Origin of the sequence: Microbacterium profundi (genome assembly GCF_000763375.1) — a bacterium.
GTDB lineage: Bacteria > Actinomycetota > Actinomycetes > Actinomycetales > Microbacteriaceae > Microbacterium > Microbacterium profundi.
In genome coordinates, this window is record NZ_JPSY01000001.1 from 56,234 (window position 1) to 74,554 (window position 18,321).

The following is an 18,321-nucleotide window of genomic DNA, read 5'->3' on the forward strand; positions in this document are numbered from 1 at the left end:
GCACGCCGAGAACGGCGCCCGCCGGTCAGACCTCGGTGATCTCGATCGAGCGCATCACCTTGGCGTCGATGGCCTCGCCGACCTCGGCCAGCAGCTCCTCCGGCACACGCGAGTCGACGGTGAGCACAGTGAGCGCCTGGCCGCCGGCCTCACGACGCGCGACCTGCATGCCGGCGATGTTGATACCCGCCTCGCCGAACTTCTGGCCGTAGACGGCCACGATGCCGGGGCGATCGGTGTACTGCATCACGATGTGGTGCGTCTCGATCGGCACTTCGATGTCGTGACCGTTGATTCCGACGATCTTCTGCACCATGCGGGTGCCGGCGAGTGTACCGGCGACCGTGAGCACCGTGCCGTCGGCGAGAGCACCGCGAAGCGTGGTCAGGTTGCGGTACTCGGGGCTCTCCTTCTCGACGATCAGGCGGGCTTCGATGCCGCGCTGCTCGGCGAACAGCGGCGCATTCACGTACGAGACGTTCTCACTGACGACGTTGGAGAGCACGCCCTTGAGCGCGGCCAGGCGGTACACGCTGACGTCGTAGTCGGCGAGTTCCCCGCGCACCTCGATGTCGAGGCTCGTCAGGGCCGAGGTCGTCAGACCGCTGAAGATCTGTCCGAGCTTCTCGACGAGCGCGATGCCGGGGCGGACGAACGGATCGATCACACCGCCTGCGACGTTGACGGCATCCGGAACCAGGTCACCCTCGAGCGCGAGCTTCACGGAGCGGGCCACGGAGATGCCCGCTTTCTCCTGCGCCTCGTCGGTCGACGCCCCGAGGTGCGGGGTGACGACGACGTTGGGCAGATCCAGCAGCTCCCGCGCCGAGCCCCCCTCTGCCGGAGGCTCGGAGGTGAACACGTCGAGGCCGGCACCGGCGATCTCGCCGGCCACGAGCGCCTCACGCAGAGCCGCCTCGTCGATCAGGCCGCCTCGCGCGACGTTGACGACGTAGGCCGTCTTCTTCATGGCCTTGAACTGCTCGGCGCCGATCATGCCGGTCGTCTCGGGCGTCTTCGGCATGTGGATGGTCAGGAAGTCGACCTCGGCGACGAGCTCGTCGAGAGTGCGCAGTTCGACACCGAGCTGCTGCGCGCGTGCGCCGGTGACGTACGGGTCGAACGCGACGATCTTCATGCCGAAGCCCTGCATACGGGCGGCGACGAGCGCGCCGATCCGGCCGAGGCCCACGATGCCGAGGGTCTTCTCGTACAGCTCGGTGCCCGTGTAGGCGCTGCGCTTCCACTGGCCGGCGGCCAGCGAGGCGTGCGCGGCCGGCACGTGGCGGGCGAGGCTGAGGATGTGGCCGCAGGTGAGTTCAGCGGCGGAGATGATGTTCGAGGTGGGCGCGTTGACGACCATGACGCCGGCCTTGGTGGATGCCTGGATGTCGACGTTGTCGAGTCCGACACCGGCGCGCGCGACGACCTTCAGCTTCGGCGCGTGGCTGAGCGCCTCAGCGTCGATCTTCGTCGCGGAGCGCACGAGCACGGCATCCGCGTCGGCCAGCGAGGAGAACAGCGCCTCGCGATCCGTGCCGTCGACCTGACGGACGTCGAAGTCGGGCCCGAGGGCGTCGATCGTGGCGGGTGAGAGAACTTCGGCAATGAGCACGACGGGCTTCGGCACGGTTGTCTTCGGCACGGCAGTCTTCGGCACAGAGGATCCTTCGGGGTGAGCGTGAGTACGCGCGGGTGGGATCGATGCGCCGCACACCGTCGGGGCGCGATCGTCTCCACCCTACCCGAGGGCGCGCGCCGCCCCGTGCCGTGTGACGGGGATGATCAGAGCGAGAGGAACGAGGTGGTCAGCATGCTCAGCGCCGCGACGTTCATCCAGAACACGGCGACGAGGGCCAGCCCGGCGATCATCGCGATCGTCAGCTCGGCCGCGGTACGGCGGCGGGCCAGCACGTACACGATGACGAACACGAGGATCGGGAACAGCACCGAGAAGATGAGCACGAACCAGCCGTAAGTATTGATCCCGGCGGGAGCGACCGTGAACGTGTACGACAGGGCATTCCAGACCGCGTAGGCGTAGAAGAGGCCGGCGATGCCCACGATGATGCTCTTCCACAGCCCGAGCGGCTGCTTCGCTGCGACGATGTTTTCGGTCATGCGCCCACCGCCCCTGTCATCACGAACGGCCACGGCACGAGCAGCAGCACTCCGGCGAGAAACCCCGCAACGCGCACCCAGGTCGCTGAACGCCTCGTCAGCAACCACACAGCGCCGAACCAGAGGGCCGGGGCGAGCACGGCGGCCCACAGGGCGACCTGGTACATCACATCGGGGATGAGGAACATCGCGCTGCTCTGCAGCGTCAGCCCGCCGATGATCCAGCCGATCGTGTACAGAAGGTAGATGCCGCCGACGATGCCGACGAGCAGCAGCATGGGCGTACTGAGGGGTGGCTTCTCTGCAGGATCAAGGACGGTCCCGTCCTCTCGGATGCGGCCCACGGTCTCGCTGCGCTTGCCCACGGCGTTCCAGCCGCGCGGCAGCGCCGCCTTCTGCTCCGGCTCCGCAACAGGCTTCTGCGTCGGCCGATCGTCATCGCCCTCCCAGGAGAGGGCGTCGTCAGCATCCGATGTCATGACCCCAGCGTAGCGAGGCCTCGTCACGCCCGATATGCTCAGGGCGTTCACAGAAAGAGGGGAACTCACGTGGCTGAGCGCAATGAGAAGTCCGTCGCATCACCGGCGGCGGACGCCGACGGCGCGGCCGCAGCGGATTGGAAGCCGACGGCAGGCTCGAAGCAGAAGGCCACGACGCTGCGCTGGATCGCGGCGGTGCTCTGGTTCGTCGCCATCGCCGCCGAGGCCGTCGCGATCTTCTGGCTTCTTCGTCAGCGTGAGTTCGTCGGCGAGGACGGCGGACTCGTCCGCAACCCCGACACCGGCCTTCTGGAGGAGCAGAACGTCACGGCGGTGTTCCCGCAGTGGGCGTTCATCACGCTCATCGTGGCTCTCGTCGTCATCGCTGCGCTGTCGATCACCGGATCCTTCCTCTGGAAGAAGGCGAACCGACTCGATCCCGCGAAGAAGTCCGACAAACTGCGCTTCTTCGTACAGAACCAGCTCGGCGCCATCATCGCCGTCGTGGCATTCCTTCCGCTCATCATCCTCATCTTCCTGAACAAGGACATGGACAAGGGTCAGAAGACCACGGCCGGGATCATCGGCGTCGTCCTCGCCGTCGTGGCCGTGGCGCTCGGCATCGACTACAACCCGCCGTCCGTCGAGCAGTACACGGCCGACCAGTCGACCGTCATCCAGCTGCTGGGTCAGGACGAGGTCGTCTGGGTCGACGGAGGCGCCGTCTACCACGTGTGCGGCCAGGTCTCCGACATCCAGACCGGCAGCGAGAAGCGCACTGGCACCACAGCCGAAGCCGTGGAGGCGGGCAAGATCCGCCTCACACTGAAGTTCGCCTCGGAGTTGAACACCTGCGGACTGGCCGTGCCGGAGAATGCGGACGAGATCGCCGACGCCTTGCGCGAGATCCAGGCCGGCGCCACCGACACGCTCCTGCCTGCGCCGGTGTGGGCAGACCCGGCTGACGCTCCGATCCAGGTGGAGGATGCAGCGCCGGAGTCGGATTCCGAGTAGTCCTACTCCCCCAGCAGCGCCTCTACGAGACGCTCTTCGGCCGAACGCAGGTGGGCTGGCCCTACCGCCACGTGGTCGAGGTGCTGGAGGAGCTCACCCGGTGAAGTGACCGTTTCGACTCGCTCCGCTCGCTCAACGCGTTTCGTCTCGCTCCGCTCGCTCAACGACCCGCAGTGGCGGAACCCGCGGGGCGTTGAGCGACGAGCGAAGCGAGGAGACGAAACGGGCTGAGCGAACGCAGTGAGTCGAAGCCGACTTCCCCCATGAAACAAGAACGGGCGCCCCGCAAGGGGCGCCCGTTCTGTGTGACGAAGGTCGGTCAGCGCGCAGCGCTGCCATCGACGTAGTCCTCATCCTGCTGCTTCCAGGCGAAGAGCGAACGCAGCTCCTTGCCGGTGACCTCGATCGGGTGCTGCTCTTCCTTGGCACGCAGCTCCTGGAACTCCTTGGCACCGTTGTCCTGGTCGTCGATGAAGCGCTTCGCGAAAGCACCCGACTGGATGTCGGCGAGCACGCCCTTCATGCTCTCCTTCACTGCCGAGTCGATGACGCGGGGGCCGGAGACGTAGTCGCCGTACTCGGCGGTGTCGGAGATCGACCAGCGCTGCTTGGCGATGCCGCCCTCCCACATGAGGTCCACGATGAGCTTGAGCTCGTGGAGCACCTCGAAGTAGGCGATCTGCGGCTGGTAGCCCGCTTCGGTCAGCGTCTCGAAACCGGCCTGCACGAGGTGGCTGACGCCACCGCAGAGCACGGCCTGCTCGCCGAACAGGTCGGTCTCGGTCTCTTCCGTGAACGTGGTCTTGATGACGCCGGCGCGGGTGCCGCCGATGGCCTTGGCGTACGAGAGCGCGAGCGCCCAGGCCTGGCCGGACGCATCCTTCTCGACGGCGATGATGTCCGGGATGCCACGGCCGGCGACGAACTCGCGGCGCACGGTGTGACCAGGCGCCTTCGGTGCGACGAGGATGACGTCGACACCCTCCGGCGCGTCGATGTAGCCGAAGCGGATGTTGAAGCCGTGCGCGAACGCGAGGGTCTTGCCCTCCGCGAGGTTCGGGGCGATCGATTCGGAGTAGATCGTGCGCTGGTGCTGGTCCGGCGCGAGGATCATGATCAGGTCGGCCCAGGTGGTGGCATCCGCGACGGACTTGACGGGGAAGCCCGCCTCCTCAGCCTTGGCTGCGGACTTCGAGCCGTCCTTCAGCGCGATCGCGACCTCGACACCCGAGTCGCGCAGGTTCTGCGCGTGGGCGTGACCCTGCGAGCCGTAGCCGACGATCGCGACCTTCTTGCCCTGGATGAGGGACAGGTCGGCGTCGGCGTCGTAGAAGATCTCAGTACTCACGTTGTGTTTCTCCTTGATTGTGGTTCGTGAAGTTCAGATGTGGTCAGCCGCGCAGGACGCGCTCGGTGATGCTCTTGCCGCCTCGGCCCATGGCGAGCAGCCCGGACTGTGCGAGTTCCTTGACACCGAACGGCTCGAGGGCTCGCAGGATCGCTTCGACCTTGCCCTTGTCGCCGGTGACCTCGATCACCAGCGCATCCGAGGCGTAGTCGACGACCGAGGCGCGGAACAGGTTCACGATCTCGATCACGTTCGAGCGGGTCGCGTTGTCCGTGCGCACCTTGACCAGCACATGATGACGCTGCACGGACGTGGCGAAATCGAGTTCCACGATCTTGATCACGTTGATCAGCTTGTTCAGCTGCTTCGTGACCTGCTCGAGCGGCAACTGGTCGACGTCGACGACGACCGTGATGCGGGACACACCCGGCACCTCGGTCACGCCGACGGCGAGAGACTCGATGTTGAAGCCGCGGCGCGCGAAGAGCCCCGCGACACGCGTCAGAAGACCAGGGGTGTCCTCGACGAGAAGACTCAGTACGTGGGTCGACATGGCTCAGATCTCCTCATCGAACGTGGGCGCATGATCACGCGCGTACTGGACGTAGCTGTTGCTGACGCCCTGCGGCACCATCGGCCACACCATCGCGTCGGCCGAGACGACGAAGTCGATCACGACCGGTCGGTCATTGGTCTCGAGTGCGAGCTTGATCGCGGCATCCACTTCCTCTTCCTTCTCCACCCGGATGGCGAGGCAGCCGTACGCCTCGGCGAGCTTGACGAAGTCGGGGATGCGGATCGTTCCGTGGCCGGTGTTGAGGTCGGTGTTGGAGTGGCGTCCGTCGTAGAACAGGGTCTGCCACTGACGCACCATGCCCAACGAGGAGTTGTTGATGATAGCGACCTTGATCGGGATGTTGTTGATCGCGCAGGTGGCGAGCTCCTGATTGGTCATCTGGAAGCATCCGTCGCCGTCGATCGACCACACGACGCGGTCGGGCTCGGCGACCTTGGCGCCCATGGCGGCCGGAACCGAGTAGCCCATGGTGCCGGCACCACCGGAGTTCAGCCACGCGTTCGGGCGTTCGTACTTGATGAACTGCGCGGCCCACATCTGGTGCTGTCCGACCCCGGCGACGTAGATGCCCTCGGGTCCGGTGAGCTCGCCGATCCGCTGGATCACGTGCTGCGGGGCGAGCAGGCCGTCCTCCGTGGGAGAGAACCCGAGCGGGAATTCCTCACGCAGTCCGTCCAGGTACGACCACCACTCGGCGATGTCCGGCTTCGTGGTGCCGACGGCTCCGCGGAATGCCGCGTCCAGGTCGATCAGCACGTCGCGGACATCGCCGACGATCGGCACATCCGCGTTGCGGATCTTCGAGATCTCGGCCGGATCGATGTCGACGTGCACGACCTTCGCGTTGGGAGCGAAGTCCGCAGCCTTACCGGTGACCCGGTCATCGAAGCGTGCACCGAGAGCCACGATGAGGTCGGACTCCTGCAGCGCGAGCACGGCGGGAACCGTGCCGTGCATGCCCGGCATGCCGAGATGCTGCTGGTGCGAGTCGGGGAAGACTCCACGTGCCATCAGTGTCGTCACGACCGGAGCGTTGCTCGACTCGGCCAGAGCGAGCAATTCGGCCGCGGCACGGCCGCGGACGACACCACCGCCGACATACAGCACCGGCTTCTTCGCCTCAGCGAGCAGCGCGGCAGCCGCCTGGATCTGCTTGCCGTGCGCCTTGGTCACCGGTCGGTAGCCGGGCAGGTCGATCTTGGGCGGCCACACGAACGGCGCCGACTTCTGCTGCGCGTCTTTCGTGATGTCCACGAGTACAGGACCGGGGCGGCCCGTCGAAGCGACCTCGAACGCCGCGGCAAGTGCCCCGGGGATGTCCTCCGGGTGCTTCACGAGGAAGGAGTGCTTCGTCACCGGCATGGTGATGCCGACGATGTCGGCCTCCTGGAACGCGTCCGTTCCCATCAGGTGGCTGAACACCTGACCCGTGATGGCCACCAGCGGCACCGAGTCCATGTAGGCGTCCGCGATGGCGGTCACGAGGTTGGTCGCACCGGGGCCGGAGGTCGCGATCGCCACGCCCACTCGGCCGCTCGCCGCGGCGTATCCCTCTGCCGCATGGCCTGCGCCCTGCTCATGGCGGACGAGGATGTGCCGGACGGTGTCGTCGTCGAGGAGCGGATCGTAGACGGGCATGATCGTGCCGCCGGGGATGCCGAACACATCGGTGACGCCGAGGAGCCCGAGAGCGCGGACGACGGCTTCAGCCCCCGTGATCTCGGGAGCGGCGGCCTTCTGGGACGGTGGCCGTGGAACGGCCGAAACAGAATCAGCAGTCATGTCTTTCCTTGGTGATCTGAGAAGTCGTCAGGCAAACCAGAATTCGGTCACTGAGCCTGTCGAAGTGTCAACCGGTCGTCGCGCCTTCTGCAGCGGAACGCACGAGTCGCGAGTACTTGGCAAGAACGCCACGGGTATAGCGCGGGGGAAGCGGCTCCCAGCCAGAGCGGCGGGAGGCGAGCTCTGCCTCATCGACGAGTAAGTCAAGAGAGCGAGCTGCGATATCGACCCGTATCAGATCACCATCGCGCACGAAGGCGATAGGACCTGCGTCCACCGCTTCGGGTGCTATGTGGCCGATGCACAGGCCGGTTGTGCCGCCTGAGAATCGTCCGTCAGTCAAGAGTAGTACATCTTTTCCGAGCCCAGCGCCCTTGATGGCCGCGGTAATCGCGAGCATCTCCCGCATGCCGGGGCCGCCCTTGGGGCCCTCGTAGCGGATGACGATGACCTCACCGGCGTTGATCTCGCCGTTCGCGACGGCATCCATCGCCGCGCGCTCGCGCTCGAACACGCGCGCGGGGCCCTCGAACACCGTGGCGTCGAAGCCGGCGGTCTTCACGACCGCGCCTTCGGGGGCGAGGGATCCGTGCAGGATCGTCAGGCCGCCGGTGGCGTGGATCGGGTTGTCGAAGGTGTGGATGACCTCGCCGTCGATCGGCTGCGGGTCGAGGTCTGCGAGGTTCTCGGCGAGCGTCTTGCCCGTGACGGTGAGGGCGTCGCCGTGCAGCAGTCCCTCGTCGAGCATGGCCTTCATGATGACGGGGATGCCGCCGTGACGGTCGACGTCGTTCATGACGTACTTGCCGAACGGCTTCATGTCGGCCACGTGCGGGACCTTGTCGCCGATGCGGTTGAAATCGTGCAGATTCAGTTCGACATCCGCCTCGCGGGCGATCGCGAGCAGGTGCAGCACGACGTTGGTGGAGCCGCCGAGGGCCATGGCGAGTGCGATCGCGTTCTCGAACGCCTCCTTAGTGAGGATGTCCCTGGTGGTGATCCCCTGACGCAGCAGGTTCACGACGGCCTCACCCGAACGGTGCGCGAAGTAGTCGCGGCGGCGGTCGGCGGCGGGCGGTGCGGCGGAGCCGGGCAGGCTGAGTCCGAGCGCCTCGGCCACGGACGCCATGGTGTTGGCGGTGTACATGCCGCCGCAGGCACCCTCGCCCGGTGCGATCGCGCATTCGATGCGCTTGAGGTCCTCTTCACTCATGAGGCCCGCGCGGCAGGCGCCGACGGCCTCGAACGAGTCGATGATGGTGACGTCCTTCTCGGTGCCGTCCGAGAGCTTCACCCAACCCGGTGCGATGGAGCCGGCGTACAGGAACACGCTGGAGAGATCGAGGCGCGCGCTGGCCATCAGCATGCCGGGGATCGACTTGTCGCATCCTGCCAGCAGCACGCTGCCGTCGAGTCGCTCCGCCATCATGACGGTCTCGACCGAGTCGGCGATGACCTCACGGGAGACGAGCGAGAAGTGCATGCCCTCGTGGCCCATCGAGATGCCGTCCGAGACGGAGATCGTGCCGAACTGCAGCGGGTAGCCGCCACCGGAGTGCACGCCCTCCTTCGCCCCCTGGGCGAGCCTGTCCAGGCTCAGGTTGCACGGCGTGATCTCGTTCCAGCTCGATGCGATGCCGATCTGGGGCTTGTCCCAGTCCGCGTCGCCCATGCCGACGGCACGGAGCATTCCTCGCGAGGTGGTGGCCTCGATGCCGTCGGTGACGACTCGGCTTCGGGGCTTGATGTCGATGGGCGCGTTCGAAGAAGGATCTTGCGGGGACATGACGGCAGTCTATTCCCGTCCGGCAGCCCGCTCGGCCACGAGCGCCCCCAGAAGCGCAGCCATCTGTTGTGGGTTCTCCACACGCAGGGTCGCGGCGCTCTCCCCCGGTCCGACGCGCACGCCGAGGTCGCCCGGCTGCAGTACGCGCATCGCGTCTTCGTCGGTGACGTCGTCGCCCGCGAATACGATGCCGGTGGCGTCGTAGTGCCCCCGCAGGGCATGTATCGCGGCGTCTTTGCCTTCGGCCCGCGAGGAGAACTCCAGCACCCGGTGCCCTGCCCTGCGGCGCCAATGCGGGAATCGCTCGGCCATCATCGCGTCGATCTCGGCGAAGGCCGCGGTCTCGGCCTCTGGCGTCGCCAGGCGGGTGTGGATGCCCATGCCGAAGGTCTTCCGCTCCAGCCGCACGTTCTCGTGGCGATCCACGATCGGCTGCGCAGCGGCCCAGAGTGCGTCAAGCGCGCCTTCTGCGGCGGGGACCTCTGGCACGTCCGCGTCGCCGACCCCCGGGAACCAGTACTGCGCGCCGTGCGATCCGGCGAGGGCGACGAGCGAATCGGCCGTGTGCTCACTGATCTCCTGCAGATCGTTCATGCTGCGGCCGGAGACGTAGGCGATGAAGGTGTCGGGAAGCGCCGCAAGCCGGTCGAGCTGGGTCTTCACCTCTGGCAGAGCGCGTGCGGCCATGGGCTCGTCGACCAGCGGCGACGCGGTGCCGTCGAAGTCGAGCGCGATGACCAGTCGCGGCGTGCCGGCGATGGCCGTCAGTGCGTCGTCGGCGGATCCGGGTGTCCAGGTGCGGGTCACAGCGTCTCTCCTCGTCGGGATCGGTGCGGGTGCCGGTGTTGTCACGGTCGGGAAGCTCGCGCGGCGGACAGTGCCTCGAGGAACGACGCGGACCATGCGACGACGTCGTGCTCGAGCACACGGCGCCGCAACGAGCGCATCCGCTTGCCCTGCTCCCCCGGCGTCATCTCGACGGCCGTGATGATCGCATCCTTCAGATCCTCGATGTCGTGCGGGTTGACGCGCACGGCCTGCCGCAGTTCGTCCGCCGCGCCGGTGAACTCGCTCAGCACGAGCACGCCACGATTGTCGATGCGGGACGCGACGTATTCCTTGGCGACGAGATTCATGCCGTCCCTGAGGGCCGTGACGAGCATCACGTCCGCTGCGAGATAGAGGGCCACCATCTCTTCGCGCGGGTACCCCTGGTGCAGGTAGCGGATGGCCGTGTGCTCCATCGTGTCGGTGTCGCCGTTGATGCGACCGACCGCGAGCTCGATCTCGTCGCGAAGGTGGATGTACGCGTCCACGCGCTCGCGGCTCGGGCTCGCCACCTGGATGAGGGTGACGTCCTCGACCTTCAGCCTCCCCGCCGCGAGGAGCTCGCCATACGCCTTGATCCGATGCCGGATGCCCTTGGTGTAGTCGAGACGGTCGACGCCGAGCAGGATGCGCTTCGGATTTCCGAGACTCTCACGTATCTCGAGTGCGCGGGCCTGCACGTCCGGCCGTGCTGCGAGCTCGAGATACGGAGAGGTGTCGATCGAGATGGGGAAGGCCTTGGCGATGACCGTGCGGTGGCCGTTCTCACCCGGCACTGCGACTGTCGTCGCCTTCACCTCGTACTTGAGCCGGCGGCGCACCGCGGCGAGGAAGTATGTCGCGTCCTGTGCGCGCTGGAAGCCGACGACGTCCGCCCCGAGCAGTCCGCGCAGCACCTGATCACGCCACGGGAGCTGGGCGTAGAGCCCGTGCATCGGGAACGGGATGTGGTGGAAGTATCCGATCGTCACGTCGGGCCGCAGCGCCCGCACCATCTCGGGGACGAGCTGCAGCTGATAGTCGTGCACCCACACCGTGCCGTTCTCTGCCGCCGCGGCGGCCGCGGCCTCTGCGAATCGCCGGTTGACCGCGACGTACGCGTCCCACCACTCACGGTGGAACTGCGGTGGCGCGATGACGTCGTGATAGAGCGGCCAGATCGTGTCGTTCGCGAAGCCCTCGTAGTACTCGGCGACCTCCTGAGCACTCAACGAGATCGGGATCAGTCGGATGTCGTTCGCCGTGAAGGGCGCGAGTTCGAGATCGGCCTGACCGGCCCACCCGACCCATGCGCCGTCGACCTGTTTCATGACGGGCTCGAGCGCCGCGACCAGTCCACCGGGGGAGGTCCGCCAGATCTCCTCGCCGTCGGCGCTCACCACGCGATCAACAGGCAGCCGGTTGGCGACGACGACGAAATCAGCGGTGGTCATGGGGACTCCTCACGTCGGCGGTCGGTTTCTCCCAGGCTATCGACTGCGCGGACGCTTATGGCTGAGGTGCCAGTTCAGGATGCCGGCGGCGAATGTGATGACGGCGGCGAGCATCGGCAGCAGCAGCGCAGAGGAAGTGCCGGCGGACTCGGCGATCTCACCCGCGGCGGCCGCGCCGATCGACTGTCCGACGATCACGCCCGAGCCCAGCATCGTCATGACGGTGGCTGTCCTTCCGAGCGGGCTCCGCGCCGCACCGAAGCTGAACTGCGTGACCAGCGTCGGCCCGATGCCGACACCCATGATCGCCAGCGCCGCCGTCATACCTGCCGTCGTGTCGACCAGGGTGAGCAGCAGCGATCCGAGCAGGAGCGTTGCCGAGAACACCAACCAGCGGGCCCGCAGCGAGAAGCGCGGTGGCAGCCAGGCCATGCCAAGCGCGAGGATCGCCGACCCAACGCCCATCACGCCGTAGAGCAGGCCCGCCTGTTCCGGCACTCCGCGATCGGCCATGAACGACGTCAGGGAAGTGAGCATGGTGCCGAAGAACATGCCCACCCCGAGGATGCCTGCCACGACGACCAGCAGCTCCGGGCGGAACAGCTCGGTCACGCGCGACGGGGCGCGTCCGTCCGCGTCGCGGTGGCTGGAGATGTACCTGCCGCTCGGGTGCAGCGCGAACGCGCCGACGAAGATCACGGTGAGCGCCGCGGCTCCGACGAGAGGTGCCCACGGTGCGATCCACGATGCGAGCACTCCGACGATGAACGGACCGAACACGAACACGGTCTCATCTGCGGCGGACTCGTAGGCCATGGTCGTCGACACAGTGCGGGGGCGCAGAGCCTCCGGCATCCGCTCCGAGATGATCGTGACGAGGCGAGAACGTGACATCGGAGCAACCTGCGGCGCTGTGGCCCCGATCCCGAATGCGGCTGCCAGCACCACGAGATCGGTGGCCGCGCTGTAGATGGCGACCGTGAAGACGACGAGCATCGTGGCGTTCGCGATCGCGAGCGCCAGCAGCACGAGACGCTGCCCGAAGCGATCTGCTGCCGCGCCGAGCAGCGGGCCGAAACACGCGGTGCCGATGCCCACCGCTGCGGATGTGAGTCCGCCGAGGGAGAGCGAGCCGCGGGCCGAGACCGCAACTGTGAGCACGCCGACGACCATCATCGCGAAGGGAAGACGGGCGACGAACGCGACGATGAAGTATGCGAGACCGGCCTCGCGCAACAGGTTCGTCGGACCGACGGGGTGTGTCTGGGTCATGACTCTCGCACGCATCGATTCTATCGAAGCGAGTGCGAGTAGGTTGGACGGTATGCGCTACGTCTTCAGCACTGGACTTTTCGGAGCGATCTCCACCGGTGTGTCTCTGATCCGCGGCACACGCGAGACGCCGATCACCTGGCGTGCGGCGCTCGCCTGGTTGAGCTGGGGGATCAGCCTCGCCCTGGCGATCGGCGCCGCGGTCGATATGCGCCGCGATGAACGCGGTGTCGAGGTCGCCGCAGACTCCCCCTTCGCCAAGGTGCAGTCGAAGCGGTCGAAGAAGGAATCGAAGCAGCTCGAGAAGCGGCTCAAGGCCGCGCAGAAGCGCTGACCTCTTCCTGGCCCTCCGCCTTCGATGGTCAGCGCGTGAGGATCAGCGCCTCGCCCTGACCGCCGCCGCCGCACAGACCGACAGCCGCCGTGCCGCTGCCACGACGTGCGAGCTCGTGAGCCATGTGCACGACCAACCGGTTGCCCGATGCGCCGATCGGGTGTCCGATCGCGATGCCGCCACCATGGATGTTCACGATGTCGTCCGAGATGCCGAGCTCGGCCGTGGAACGGGCAACGACAGCACCGAATGCCTCATTGATCTCGACGAGATCGAGATCGGCCACGGCGATGCCCTGCTTCTCGAGTGCGCGCTCGATCGCGCGAGCCGGCTGCGCCTGCAGCGAGTTGTCCGGCCCTGCGGTCTGCCCGCTTGCGCCCACGGTCACGAGCACCGGCCATCCCTGCGCCTCGGCGTTCTCGCGCGTGGTCACGACGACCGCTGATGCGCCGTCCGAGATCTGCGAAGAGTTGCCCGCGGTGATCGAGCCGCCCTCTGCGAACGCCGCCCGCAGCTTTCCGAGCGTCTCGACGGTGGTCTCCGGCCGGATGCCCTCGTCCTTCGTCAGCAACGTCGGTCCCTGATCCTGTCGAAGGGCGCCCTTGCGCTGCGGCACCTCGACGTGCACGATCTCGGCGTCGAAGGCACCGGAATCGGTGGCTTCCGCCGCGCGCTGATGCGAGGCGGCTGCCACAGCATCCTGCGCCTCGCGGGTGAGTTCGTAGCGCTCGTTGTGACGCTCGGTCGACGCGCCCATGCTCTCCTTGTCGTAGGCGTCGGTGAGTCCGTCGAAGGCCATGTGGTCGAGTACCTCGACGCTGCCGTAGGTCCAGCCGTCGCGCGAGCCCATGAGCAGATGCGGTGCGCGCGTCATCGACTCCATTCCGGCGGCCACCACGGTGGTGGCATCGCCGGTGCGGATCATGCGCGCGGCGTCGATGATGGCGGTGAGTCCTGACAGGCACACCTTGTTCACCGAGTGCGCAGGGACGTCCCATCCGATGCCGGCGCCGATCGCGGCCTGACGGGCGGCGTTCTGACCGGAGCCGGCGGACAGTACCTGTCCGACGATGACGGCGTCGATGGCGGACGGGTCGACGCCGGCTTGCGTGAGAGCACCCTTGATCGCGAAGGCGCCGAGCTGGGGTGCGGTGAAGGAGGACAACTTTCCCTTCAGACGCCCCTGCGGGGTGCGTGCCGCCGCGACGATGACGATGTCGGTCATGAGTTCTCCTTGAGTTCGTCCGCGATGATCAGCGGGGGTTCGGTGGCGTCGATGACCTGCTGCACGCTCACTCCGGGTGCCGTCTCGACCAGCACGAGTCCGGCGTCGGTGACGTCGATCACGGCGAGGTCGGTGATGATCCGGTGTGCCACTCCCCTGCCGGTCAATGGCAGAGAGCATTCATTCACGATCTTCGCCGAGCCGTCTCTGGCGACGTGCTCCATGAGGATGATGAGGCGGTCAGCGCCGTGCACGAGGTCCATGGCGCCGCCTGGCCCCTTGACCATCTTCCCCGGGATCATCCAGTTCGCGAGGTCGCCCGTCGCCGACACCTGCATGGCGCCGAGGATCGCGGCGTCGATCTTGCCTGCTCTGATCATTGCGAAGCTCGTGGCCGAATCGAAGAAGGCGGTGCCGGGGAGCGTCGTGACCGTCTCCTTGCCCGCGTTGATGAGGTCGGGGTCGACGTTCTCCTCGGTCGGGTAGGGACCGACTCCGAGGATGCCGTTCTCGGACTGCAGCACAAGGGTTACGCCGTCCGGCACGTAGTTCGGGACAAGGGTGGGCAGGCCGATGCCGAGGTTCACGTAGGAGCCGTCGGTGAGTTCGGCCGCGGCGCGCGCGGCCATCTGCTCGCGGGTGAGTGCCATGTCAGGCCCCTTCCGTGGTGTCTGCGGACTTCGTCACGGTGCTCTTGGAGACGGTGCGACGCTCGATGCGCTTCTCGATGTCGGTGCCGACCTCGACCATGCGGTGCACGAAGACGCCAGGCAGGTGCACCCGGTCGGGGTCGATCTCGCCCGGTTCGACGAGCTGCTCGACCTGCGCGATGCACACGCGGCCCGCCATCGCCGCGAGCGGGTTGAAGTTGCGAGCGGCCTTGTTGAAGACGAGGTTGCCGTGCCGGTCCCCCGCCATCGCGTGCACGAGCGCGAAGTCGGTCGTGATCGCCTCTTCGAGGACGAACTCCTTGGGAGTGCCGTTCACATCGAACGTGCGGACGTCCTTGACGGGAGACGCGACAGCGATGGATCCGTCCGAGTTGTAGCGCCGAGGCAGCCCACCTTCTGCGACCTGAGTGCCAACGCCCGTCTGGGTGTAGAACCCGGCGATGCCTGATCCACCTGCCCGCAACTTCTCGGCGAGAGTGCCCTGGGGCGTGAGTTCGAGTTCGAGCTCACCGGAGAGGAACTGACGCTCGAACTCCTTGTTCTCGCCGACATAGGACGACGTCATCTTGCGGATGCGCTGCGCGTTCAGCAGGACGCCGAGACCCCAGTCGTCGACTCCGCAGTTGTTGCTGACGACGCTGAGGTCAGTGGTCCCCTGGGCGAGCAGCGCCTGGATGAGGGCGATCGGATTGCCGGAGAGTCCGAACCCTCCGACCGCGAGAGATGCGCCGTCGGGGATGTCGGCGACGGCCTCTTCAGCCGATGCCCATTGCTTGTCGATCACGCAGCACTCCTTCGTGTGAGGTCTTCTTCCAGCATCCGCCTGTCGAGAGCGGAATCGAAACCCGGTCTTGCGATGTGGGCGATTGCATCGATAGCGTCCACATTATGAACACATCCCGATCTGTTCCCGGTGCGCAGGCCGTCGCTCGTGCCGCGAGTCTGCTGCGTCTTGTGACAGCGAGCGGCGAGGAAGGCACGAACCTGCACGAACTCGCGCAGTCCGCCGGGCTCTCCCGCTCGACGACCCACCGGCTGCTCAGCGCACTGCGCGCGGAGGGGCTCGTCGACCGCGATGAGGACACTGCCAGATGGATGCCGGGACCGGAGCTGTTCCTCATGGGATCCCTGGCGGCCGCCCGATACGACATCACCGCGCTGGCGCGTGACATCGTGCGTTCCCTTGCGGTGAAGACCGAGGAGAGCGCCTTCCTCTCGGTGCGGCGCGCGGATGAGACGGTGTGCCTGCTTCGCGAGGAGGGGTCGTTCCCGATCCGCTCGTTCGTGCTCAGCGAGGGTGTCCGCTTCCCGCTCGGGGTCGCGAGTGCCGGCCTCGCGATCCTATCGTTCCTGCCTGACCACGATGTGGATGCGTATCTGGATCGGCATCCCGAGCTCAGCGAACGCTGGGGCCGCACCCACGGGGTGAAGCCGCTGCGCACCAGGCTCGTCGAGACCAAAGAACGCGGGTACGCGATCAACCCCGGCCTCATCGTGGAGGGCAGTTGGGGAATGGGCGCCGCCGTGTTCGATCGCGCGGGCCGCCCGGAGTGGGCACTGAGCCTGACAGGCGTGGAGTTCCGATTCGGCCCCGATCGGATCGCGCACCTCGGGCGTACGCTGTTGGCGCACGCCCACCAGCTCTCGTCACGCATCGCGAGCTCTCGGCGCTGAAGCAGATACATACCTCATGGTATATACTTGCGGATATGAATCGTGACGAGATCATCCCTTCGATCGTCATCTCCGCTCATGCGCTCGCGCGGATCGCGGCGCGGCAGGCGCACAATGACACCCCTTCCGCCCAGTGGCGTGTGCTCAGCATCCTGGAACGCGAGAACGGCCAGCGCGTCGGCACGCTCGCAACCGCCGCCCGCACGACGCAACCGGGCATGACCCGACTGCTCGGCGATCTCGAACGCACCGAGCTCGTCACCCGCACGGCAGACGCCGGGGACTCACGGGCGACCGTGGTGCACATCACTGATGCCGGACTCGCCGCCCTGCGGGGATGGCGGGATGAATTCCGCATCACGCTCGCGCCGCACTTCGACGACCTCGACGTCGTCGACTGGGCGACGCTGGCACGCGCCGCCGAGATCCTCACCACCCACAGCAGAGAGACCCTCACGACCAAGGAGGCAGGCGAGTGAGCGGCGGCAAGGCCGTCACCTCCGTCTGGAAACAGCCCGCGCAGGTCTGGGCCGTGGCGTTCGCCAGTGTCGTCGCGTTCATGGGCATCGGCCTCGTCGACCCCATCCTGCCCGCGATCGCCGACTCCCTCCAGGCGAGCCCGACACAGACGGAGCTGCTGTTCACCAGCTACCTGCTGGTCACCGGCGTCGCGATGCTGTTCACCAGCTGGATCTCGAGCCGCATCGGCGCGAAGGCGACGCTGATGATCGGGCTCGCCCTCATCGTCGCCTTCGCACTCGCGTGCGCGTTGAGCGACAGCGTGGACGCGATCATCGGCTTCCGCGCCGGCTGGGGCCTGGGCAATGCGCTGTTCATCTCGACCGCACTCGCGACGATCGTGGGCTCCGCCTCGGGTGGCAGCGGCGCCGCGATCGTCCTGTACGAGGCCGCGCTCGGTCTCGGAATCGCGATCGGGCCGCTTCTCGGCGGACTCCTCGGCGAGGTCAGCTGGCGCGGACCGTTCTTCGGCGTGGTCGCACTCATGGCGATCGCATTCATCGCGATCCTCACGCTGCTGCGAGGCCCGCGGGAGAAGCGCCGGCCGGTGCCGTTCTCCGCGCCGTTCAAGGCGCTGCGCCGCCCGGCCCTGGCGATCCTCGCCGTCACCGCCCTGTTCTACAACATCGGCTTCTTCGTGCTGCTGGCGTTCTCGCCCTTCCCGCTCGGCTTCGGCGCGATGGGCATCGGCTTCACCTTCTTCGGCTGGGGTGTCGCGCTGGCGATCACCAGCGTGTGGGTCGCCCCGTGGATGATGCGGCGGATGCGGCGGACGACTGTCATCATGACCGTGCTGCCGCTGCTCGCATTGGACCTGATCGTCGCTGGCCTCGTGGCAGAGATCGCCCCCGCGCTCGTCACCTGCATCATCGTGGGTGGACTGCTGCTCGGCGTGATGAACACAGTGCTCACCGAAGCCGTGATGGAAGCGACCGATCTGCCTCGTTCAGTCGCATCGTCGGCGTACTCGGCCGTGCGCTTCATCGGCGGCGCGATCGCACCGCCCGTGGCCGCGCTGCTGTGGCACGCGTTCAACTCGACGGTGCCGTATCTCTTCGCCGCCGCATCGGTCCTGCTGGCGACGCTGACGATCTTCCTCGGTCGCGGAGCGCTCGCTCACATCGATGACGAACCGGCGGATGCCGCGATCGAGGATGCTGAGGCGATCACGGTCGGGGACGCAGCCTGACCGACGCGCACCGCGTCTGATTCGGTACGGTTGGGCCCATGAGCGACCCAGAACTTCCTGAGCGCAGCA

The 18,321-nt window shown here is 67.0% G+C and carries 18 protein-coding genes; 5 read left to right on the plus strand and 13 right to left on the minus strand.

Going from position 1 to position 18,321, the window contains the following annotated elements:
* Positions 1-25: 25 nt before the first annotated feature.
* The 3 genes from serA to JF52_RS0100285 form a co-directional block, all read right to left on the minus strand.
* Positions 26-1,630 carry a phosphoglycerate dehydrogenase gene (serA, locus tag JF52_RS0100275; RefSeq protein ID WP_033106115.1) on the minus strand — a complete coding sequence of 535 codons (1,605 nt, stop codon included), beginning with the start codon at positions 1,628-1,630 and terminating at the stop codon, positions 26-28.
* A 155-nt stretch (positions 1,631-1,785) separates the two neighbouring features.
* On the minus strand, positions 1,786-2,121 hold the full coding sequence (locus JF52_RS0100280) for a hypothetical protein (RefSeq protein ID WP_033104565.1): 336 nt from the start codon (positions 2,119-2,121) through the stop codon (positions 1,786-1,788).
* The gene (locus tag JF52_RS0100285) at positions 2,118-2,600 is read right to left on the minus strand and encodes a hypothetical protein (protein WP_033104566.1); all 483 of its coding nucleotides are present in this window, start codon (positions 2,598-2,600) and stop codon (positions 2,118-2,120) included. The genes JF52_RS0100280 and JF52_RS0100285 overlap by 4 nt, the downstream gene beginning before the upstream one ends.
* A gap of 69 nt (positions 2,601-2,669) precedes the next feature.
* Here JF52_RS0100285 and JF52_RS0100290 point away from each other — a divergent pair, with 69 nt between their 5' ends.
* Entirely contained in the window at positions 2,670-3,614 is a 945-nt protein-coding gene (locus tag JF52_RS0100290) for a hypothetical protein (protein ID WP_234000179.1), read from the plus strand.
* Between the two features lie 319 nt (positions 3,615-3,933).
* Here the strand turns inward: JF52_RS0100290 and ilvC are convergent, their stop codons facing one another.
* The 7 genes from ilvC to JF52_RS0100325 all read right to left on the minus strand — a co-directional run bounded on the left by ilvC (position 3,934) and on the right by JF52_RS0100325 (position 12,640).
* Positions 3,934-4,980 (minus strand): ketol-acid reductoisomerase, encoded by a 1,047-nt coding sequence (gene ilvC / locus JF52_RS0100295; protein ID WP_327036967.1) that lies wholly within the window; start codon positions 4,978-4,980, stop codon positions 3,934-3,936.
* 25 nt (positions 4,981-5,005) lie between these two features.
* Positions 5,006-5,515 carry an acetolactate synthase small subunit gene (gene ilvN / locus JF52_RS0100300; protein ID WP_033104568.1) on the minus strand — a complete coding sequence of 170 codons (510 nt, stop codon included), beginning with the start codon at positions 5,513-5,515 and terminating at the stop codon, positions 5,006-5,008.
* A 3-nt stretch (positions 5,516-5,518) separates the two neighbouring features.
* Positions 5,519-7,321: an acetolactate synthase large subunit gene (locus JF52_RS0100305; RefSeq protein ID WP_033104569.1), complete on the minus strand. Its 1,803-nt coding sequence runs from the start codon at positions 7,319-7,321 to the stop codon at positions 5,519-5,521.
* Between the two features lie 67 nt (positions 7,322-7,388).
* Positions 7,389-9,107: a dihydroxy-acid dehydratase gene (gene ilvD / locus JF52_RS0100310; protein ID WP_033104570.1), complete on the minus strand. Its 1,719-nt coding sequence runs from the start codon at positions 9,105-9,107 to the stop codon at positions 7,389-7,391.
* Between the two features lie 9 nt (positions 9,108-9,116).
* Positions 9,117-9,914: a trehalose-phosphatase gene (gene otsB / locus JF52_RS0100315; RefSeq protein ID WP_052166644.1), complete on the minus strand. Its 798-nt coding sequence runs from the start codon at positions 9,912-9,914 to the stop codon at positions 9,117-9,119.
* A 41-nt stretch (positions 9,915-9,955) separates the two neighbouring features.
* On the minus strand, positions 9,956-11,368 hold the full coding sequence (locus tag JF52_RS0100320; protein WP_033104571.1) for an alpha,alpha-trehalose-phosphate synthase (UDP-forming): 1,413 nt from the start codon (positions 11,366-11,368) through the stop codon (positions 9,956-9,958).
* A 36-nt stretch (positions 11,369-11,404) separates the two neighbouring features.
* On the minus strand, positions 11,405-12,640 hold the full coding sequence (locus tag JF52_RS0100325; RefSeq protein WP_033104572.1) for an MFS transporter: 1,236 nt from the start codon (positions 12,638-12,640) through the stop codon (positions 11,405-11,407).
* Between the two features lie 52 nt (positions 12,641-12,692).
* On the opposite strand from JF52_RS0100325, the gene JF52_RS0100330 reads away from it, so the two are divergent.
* Positions 12,693-12,974: a hypothetical protein gene (locus JF52_RS0100330; protein WP_033104573.1), complete on the plus strand. Its 282-nt coding sequence runs from the start codon at positions 12,693-12,695 to the stop codon at positions 12,972-12,974.
* A 28-nt stretch (positions 12,975-13,002) separates the two neighbouring features.
* Here JF52_RS0100330 and JF52_RS0100335 read toward each other — a convergent pair whose 3' ends face one another.
* From JF52_RS0100335 to JF52_RS0100345, 3 genes are read right to left on the minus strand one after another with little or no spacing between them, the layout of a single operon-like run.
* A complete protein-coding gene (locus JF52_RS0100335; protein WP_033104574.1) occupies positions 13,003-14,199 on the minus strand; it encodes an acetyl-CoA C-acetyltransferase in 1,197 nt (398 codons plus the stop codon).
* The gene (locus tag JF52_RS0100340; protein ID WP_033104575.1) at positions 14,196-14,849 is read right to left on the minus strand and encodes a 3-oxoacid CoA-transferase subunit B; all 654 of its coding nucleotides are present in this window, start codon (positions 14,847-14,849) and stop codon (positions 14,196-14,198) included. Before JF52_RS0100340 ends, JF52_RS0100335 begins: the two co-directional genes overlap by 4 nt.
* Before the next feature lies 1 nt (position 14,850).
* Complete coding sequence (locus JF52_RS0100345) at positions 14,851-15,654, minus strand: CoA transferase subunit A (protein WP_033104576.1); 804 nt, start codon at positions 15,652-15,654, stop codon at positions 14,851-14,853.
* 104 nt (positions 15,655-15,758) lie between these two features.
* Here JF52_RS0100345 and JF52_RS0100350 point away from each other — a divergent pair, with 104 nt between their 5' ends.
* Genes JF52_RS0100350 through JF52_RS0100360 form a run of 3 tightly spaced genes read left to right on the plus strand, consistent with a single transcriptional unit; the run spans position 15,759 to position 18,252 of the window.
* Positions 15,759-16,544 (plus strand): IclR family transcriptional regulator, encoded by a 786-nt coding sequence (locus JF52_RS0100350; protein WP_033104577.1) that lies wholly within the window; start codon positions 15,759-15,761, stop codon positions 16,542-16,544.
* A 35-nt stretch (positions 16,545-16,579) separates the two neighbouring features.
* Positions 16,580-17,023, plus strand: coding sequence for a MarR family winged helix-turn-helix transcriptional regulator (locus JF52_RS0100355; protein WP_033104578.1), 444 nt, complete (start codon positions 16,580-16,582; stop codon positions 17,021-17,023).
* Entirely contained in the window at positions 17,020-18,252 is a 1,233-nt protein-coding gene (locus JF52_RS0100360; protein WP_033104579.1) for an MFS transporter, read from the plus strand. The genes JF52_RS0100355 and JF52_RS0100360 overlap by 4 nt, the downstream gene beginning before the upstream one ends.
* The last annotated feature ends 69 nt before the right edge of the window (positions 18,253-18,321 follow it).

Coding starts and splice junctions, on each gene's coding strand:
- JF52_RS0100280 (WP_033104565.1), bottom strand. CDS start 2,121: ATGACCGAAAACATCGTCGCAGCGAAGCAGCCGCTCGGGCTGTGGAAG.
- JF52_RS0100285 (WP_033104566.1), bottom strand. CDS start 2,600: ATGACATCGGATGCTGACGACGCCCTCTCCTGGGAGGGCGATGACGAT.
- ilvN (WP_033104568.1), bottom strand. CDS start 5,515: ATGTCGACCCACGTACTGAGTCTTCTCGTCGAGGACACCCCTGGTCTT.
- JF52_RS0100305 (WP_033104569.1), bottom strand. CDS start 7,321: ATGACTGCTGATTCTGTTTCGGCCGTTCCACGGCCACCGTCCCAGAAG.
- ilvD (WP_033104570.1), bottom strand. CDS start 9,107: ATGTCCCCGCAAGATCCTTCTTCGAACGCGCCCATCGACATCAAGCCC.
- JF52_RS0100320 (WP_033104571.1), bottom strand. CDS start 11,368: ATGACCACCGCTGATTTCGTCGTCGTCGCCAACCGGCTGCCTGTTGAT.
- JF52_RS0100325 (WP_033104572.1), bottom strand. CDS start 12,640: ATGACCCAGACACACCCCGTCGGTCCGACGAACCTGTTGCGCGAGGCC.
- JF52_RS0100330 (WP_033104573.1), top strand. CDS start 12,693: ATGCGCTACGTCTTCAGCACTGGACTTTTCGGAGCGATCTCCACCGGT.
- JF52_RS0100335 (WP_033104574.1), bottom strand. CDS start 14,199: ATGACCGACATCGTCATCGTCGCGGCGGCACGCACCCCGCAGGGGCGT.
- JF52_RS0100340 (WP_033104575.1), bottom strand. CDS start 14,849: ATGGCACTCACCCGCGAGCAGATGGCCGCGCGCGCCGCGGCCGAACTC.
- JF52_RS0100350 (WP_033104577.1), top strand. CDS start 15,759: ATGAACACATCCCGATCTGTTCCCGGTGCGCAGGCCGTCGCTCGTGCC.
- JF52_RS0100355 (WP_033104578.1), top strand. CDS start 16,580: ATGAATCGTGACGAGATCATCCCTTCGATCGTCATCTCCGCTCATGCG.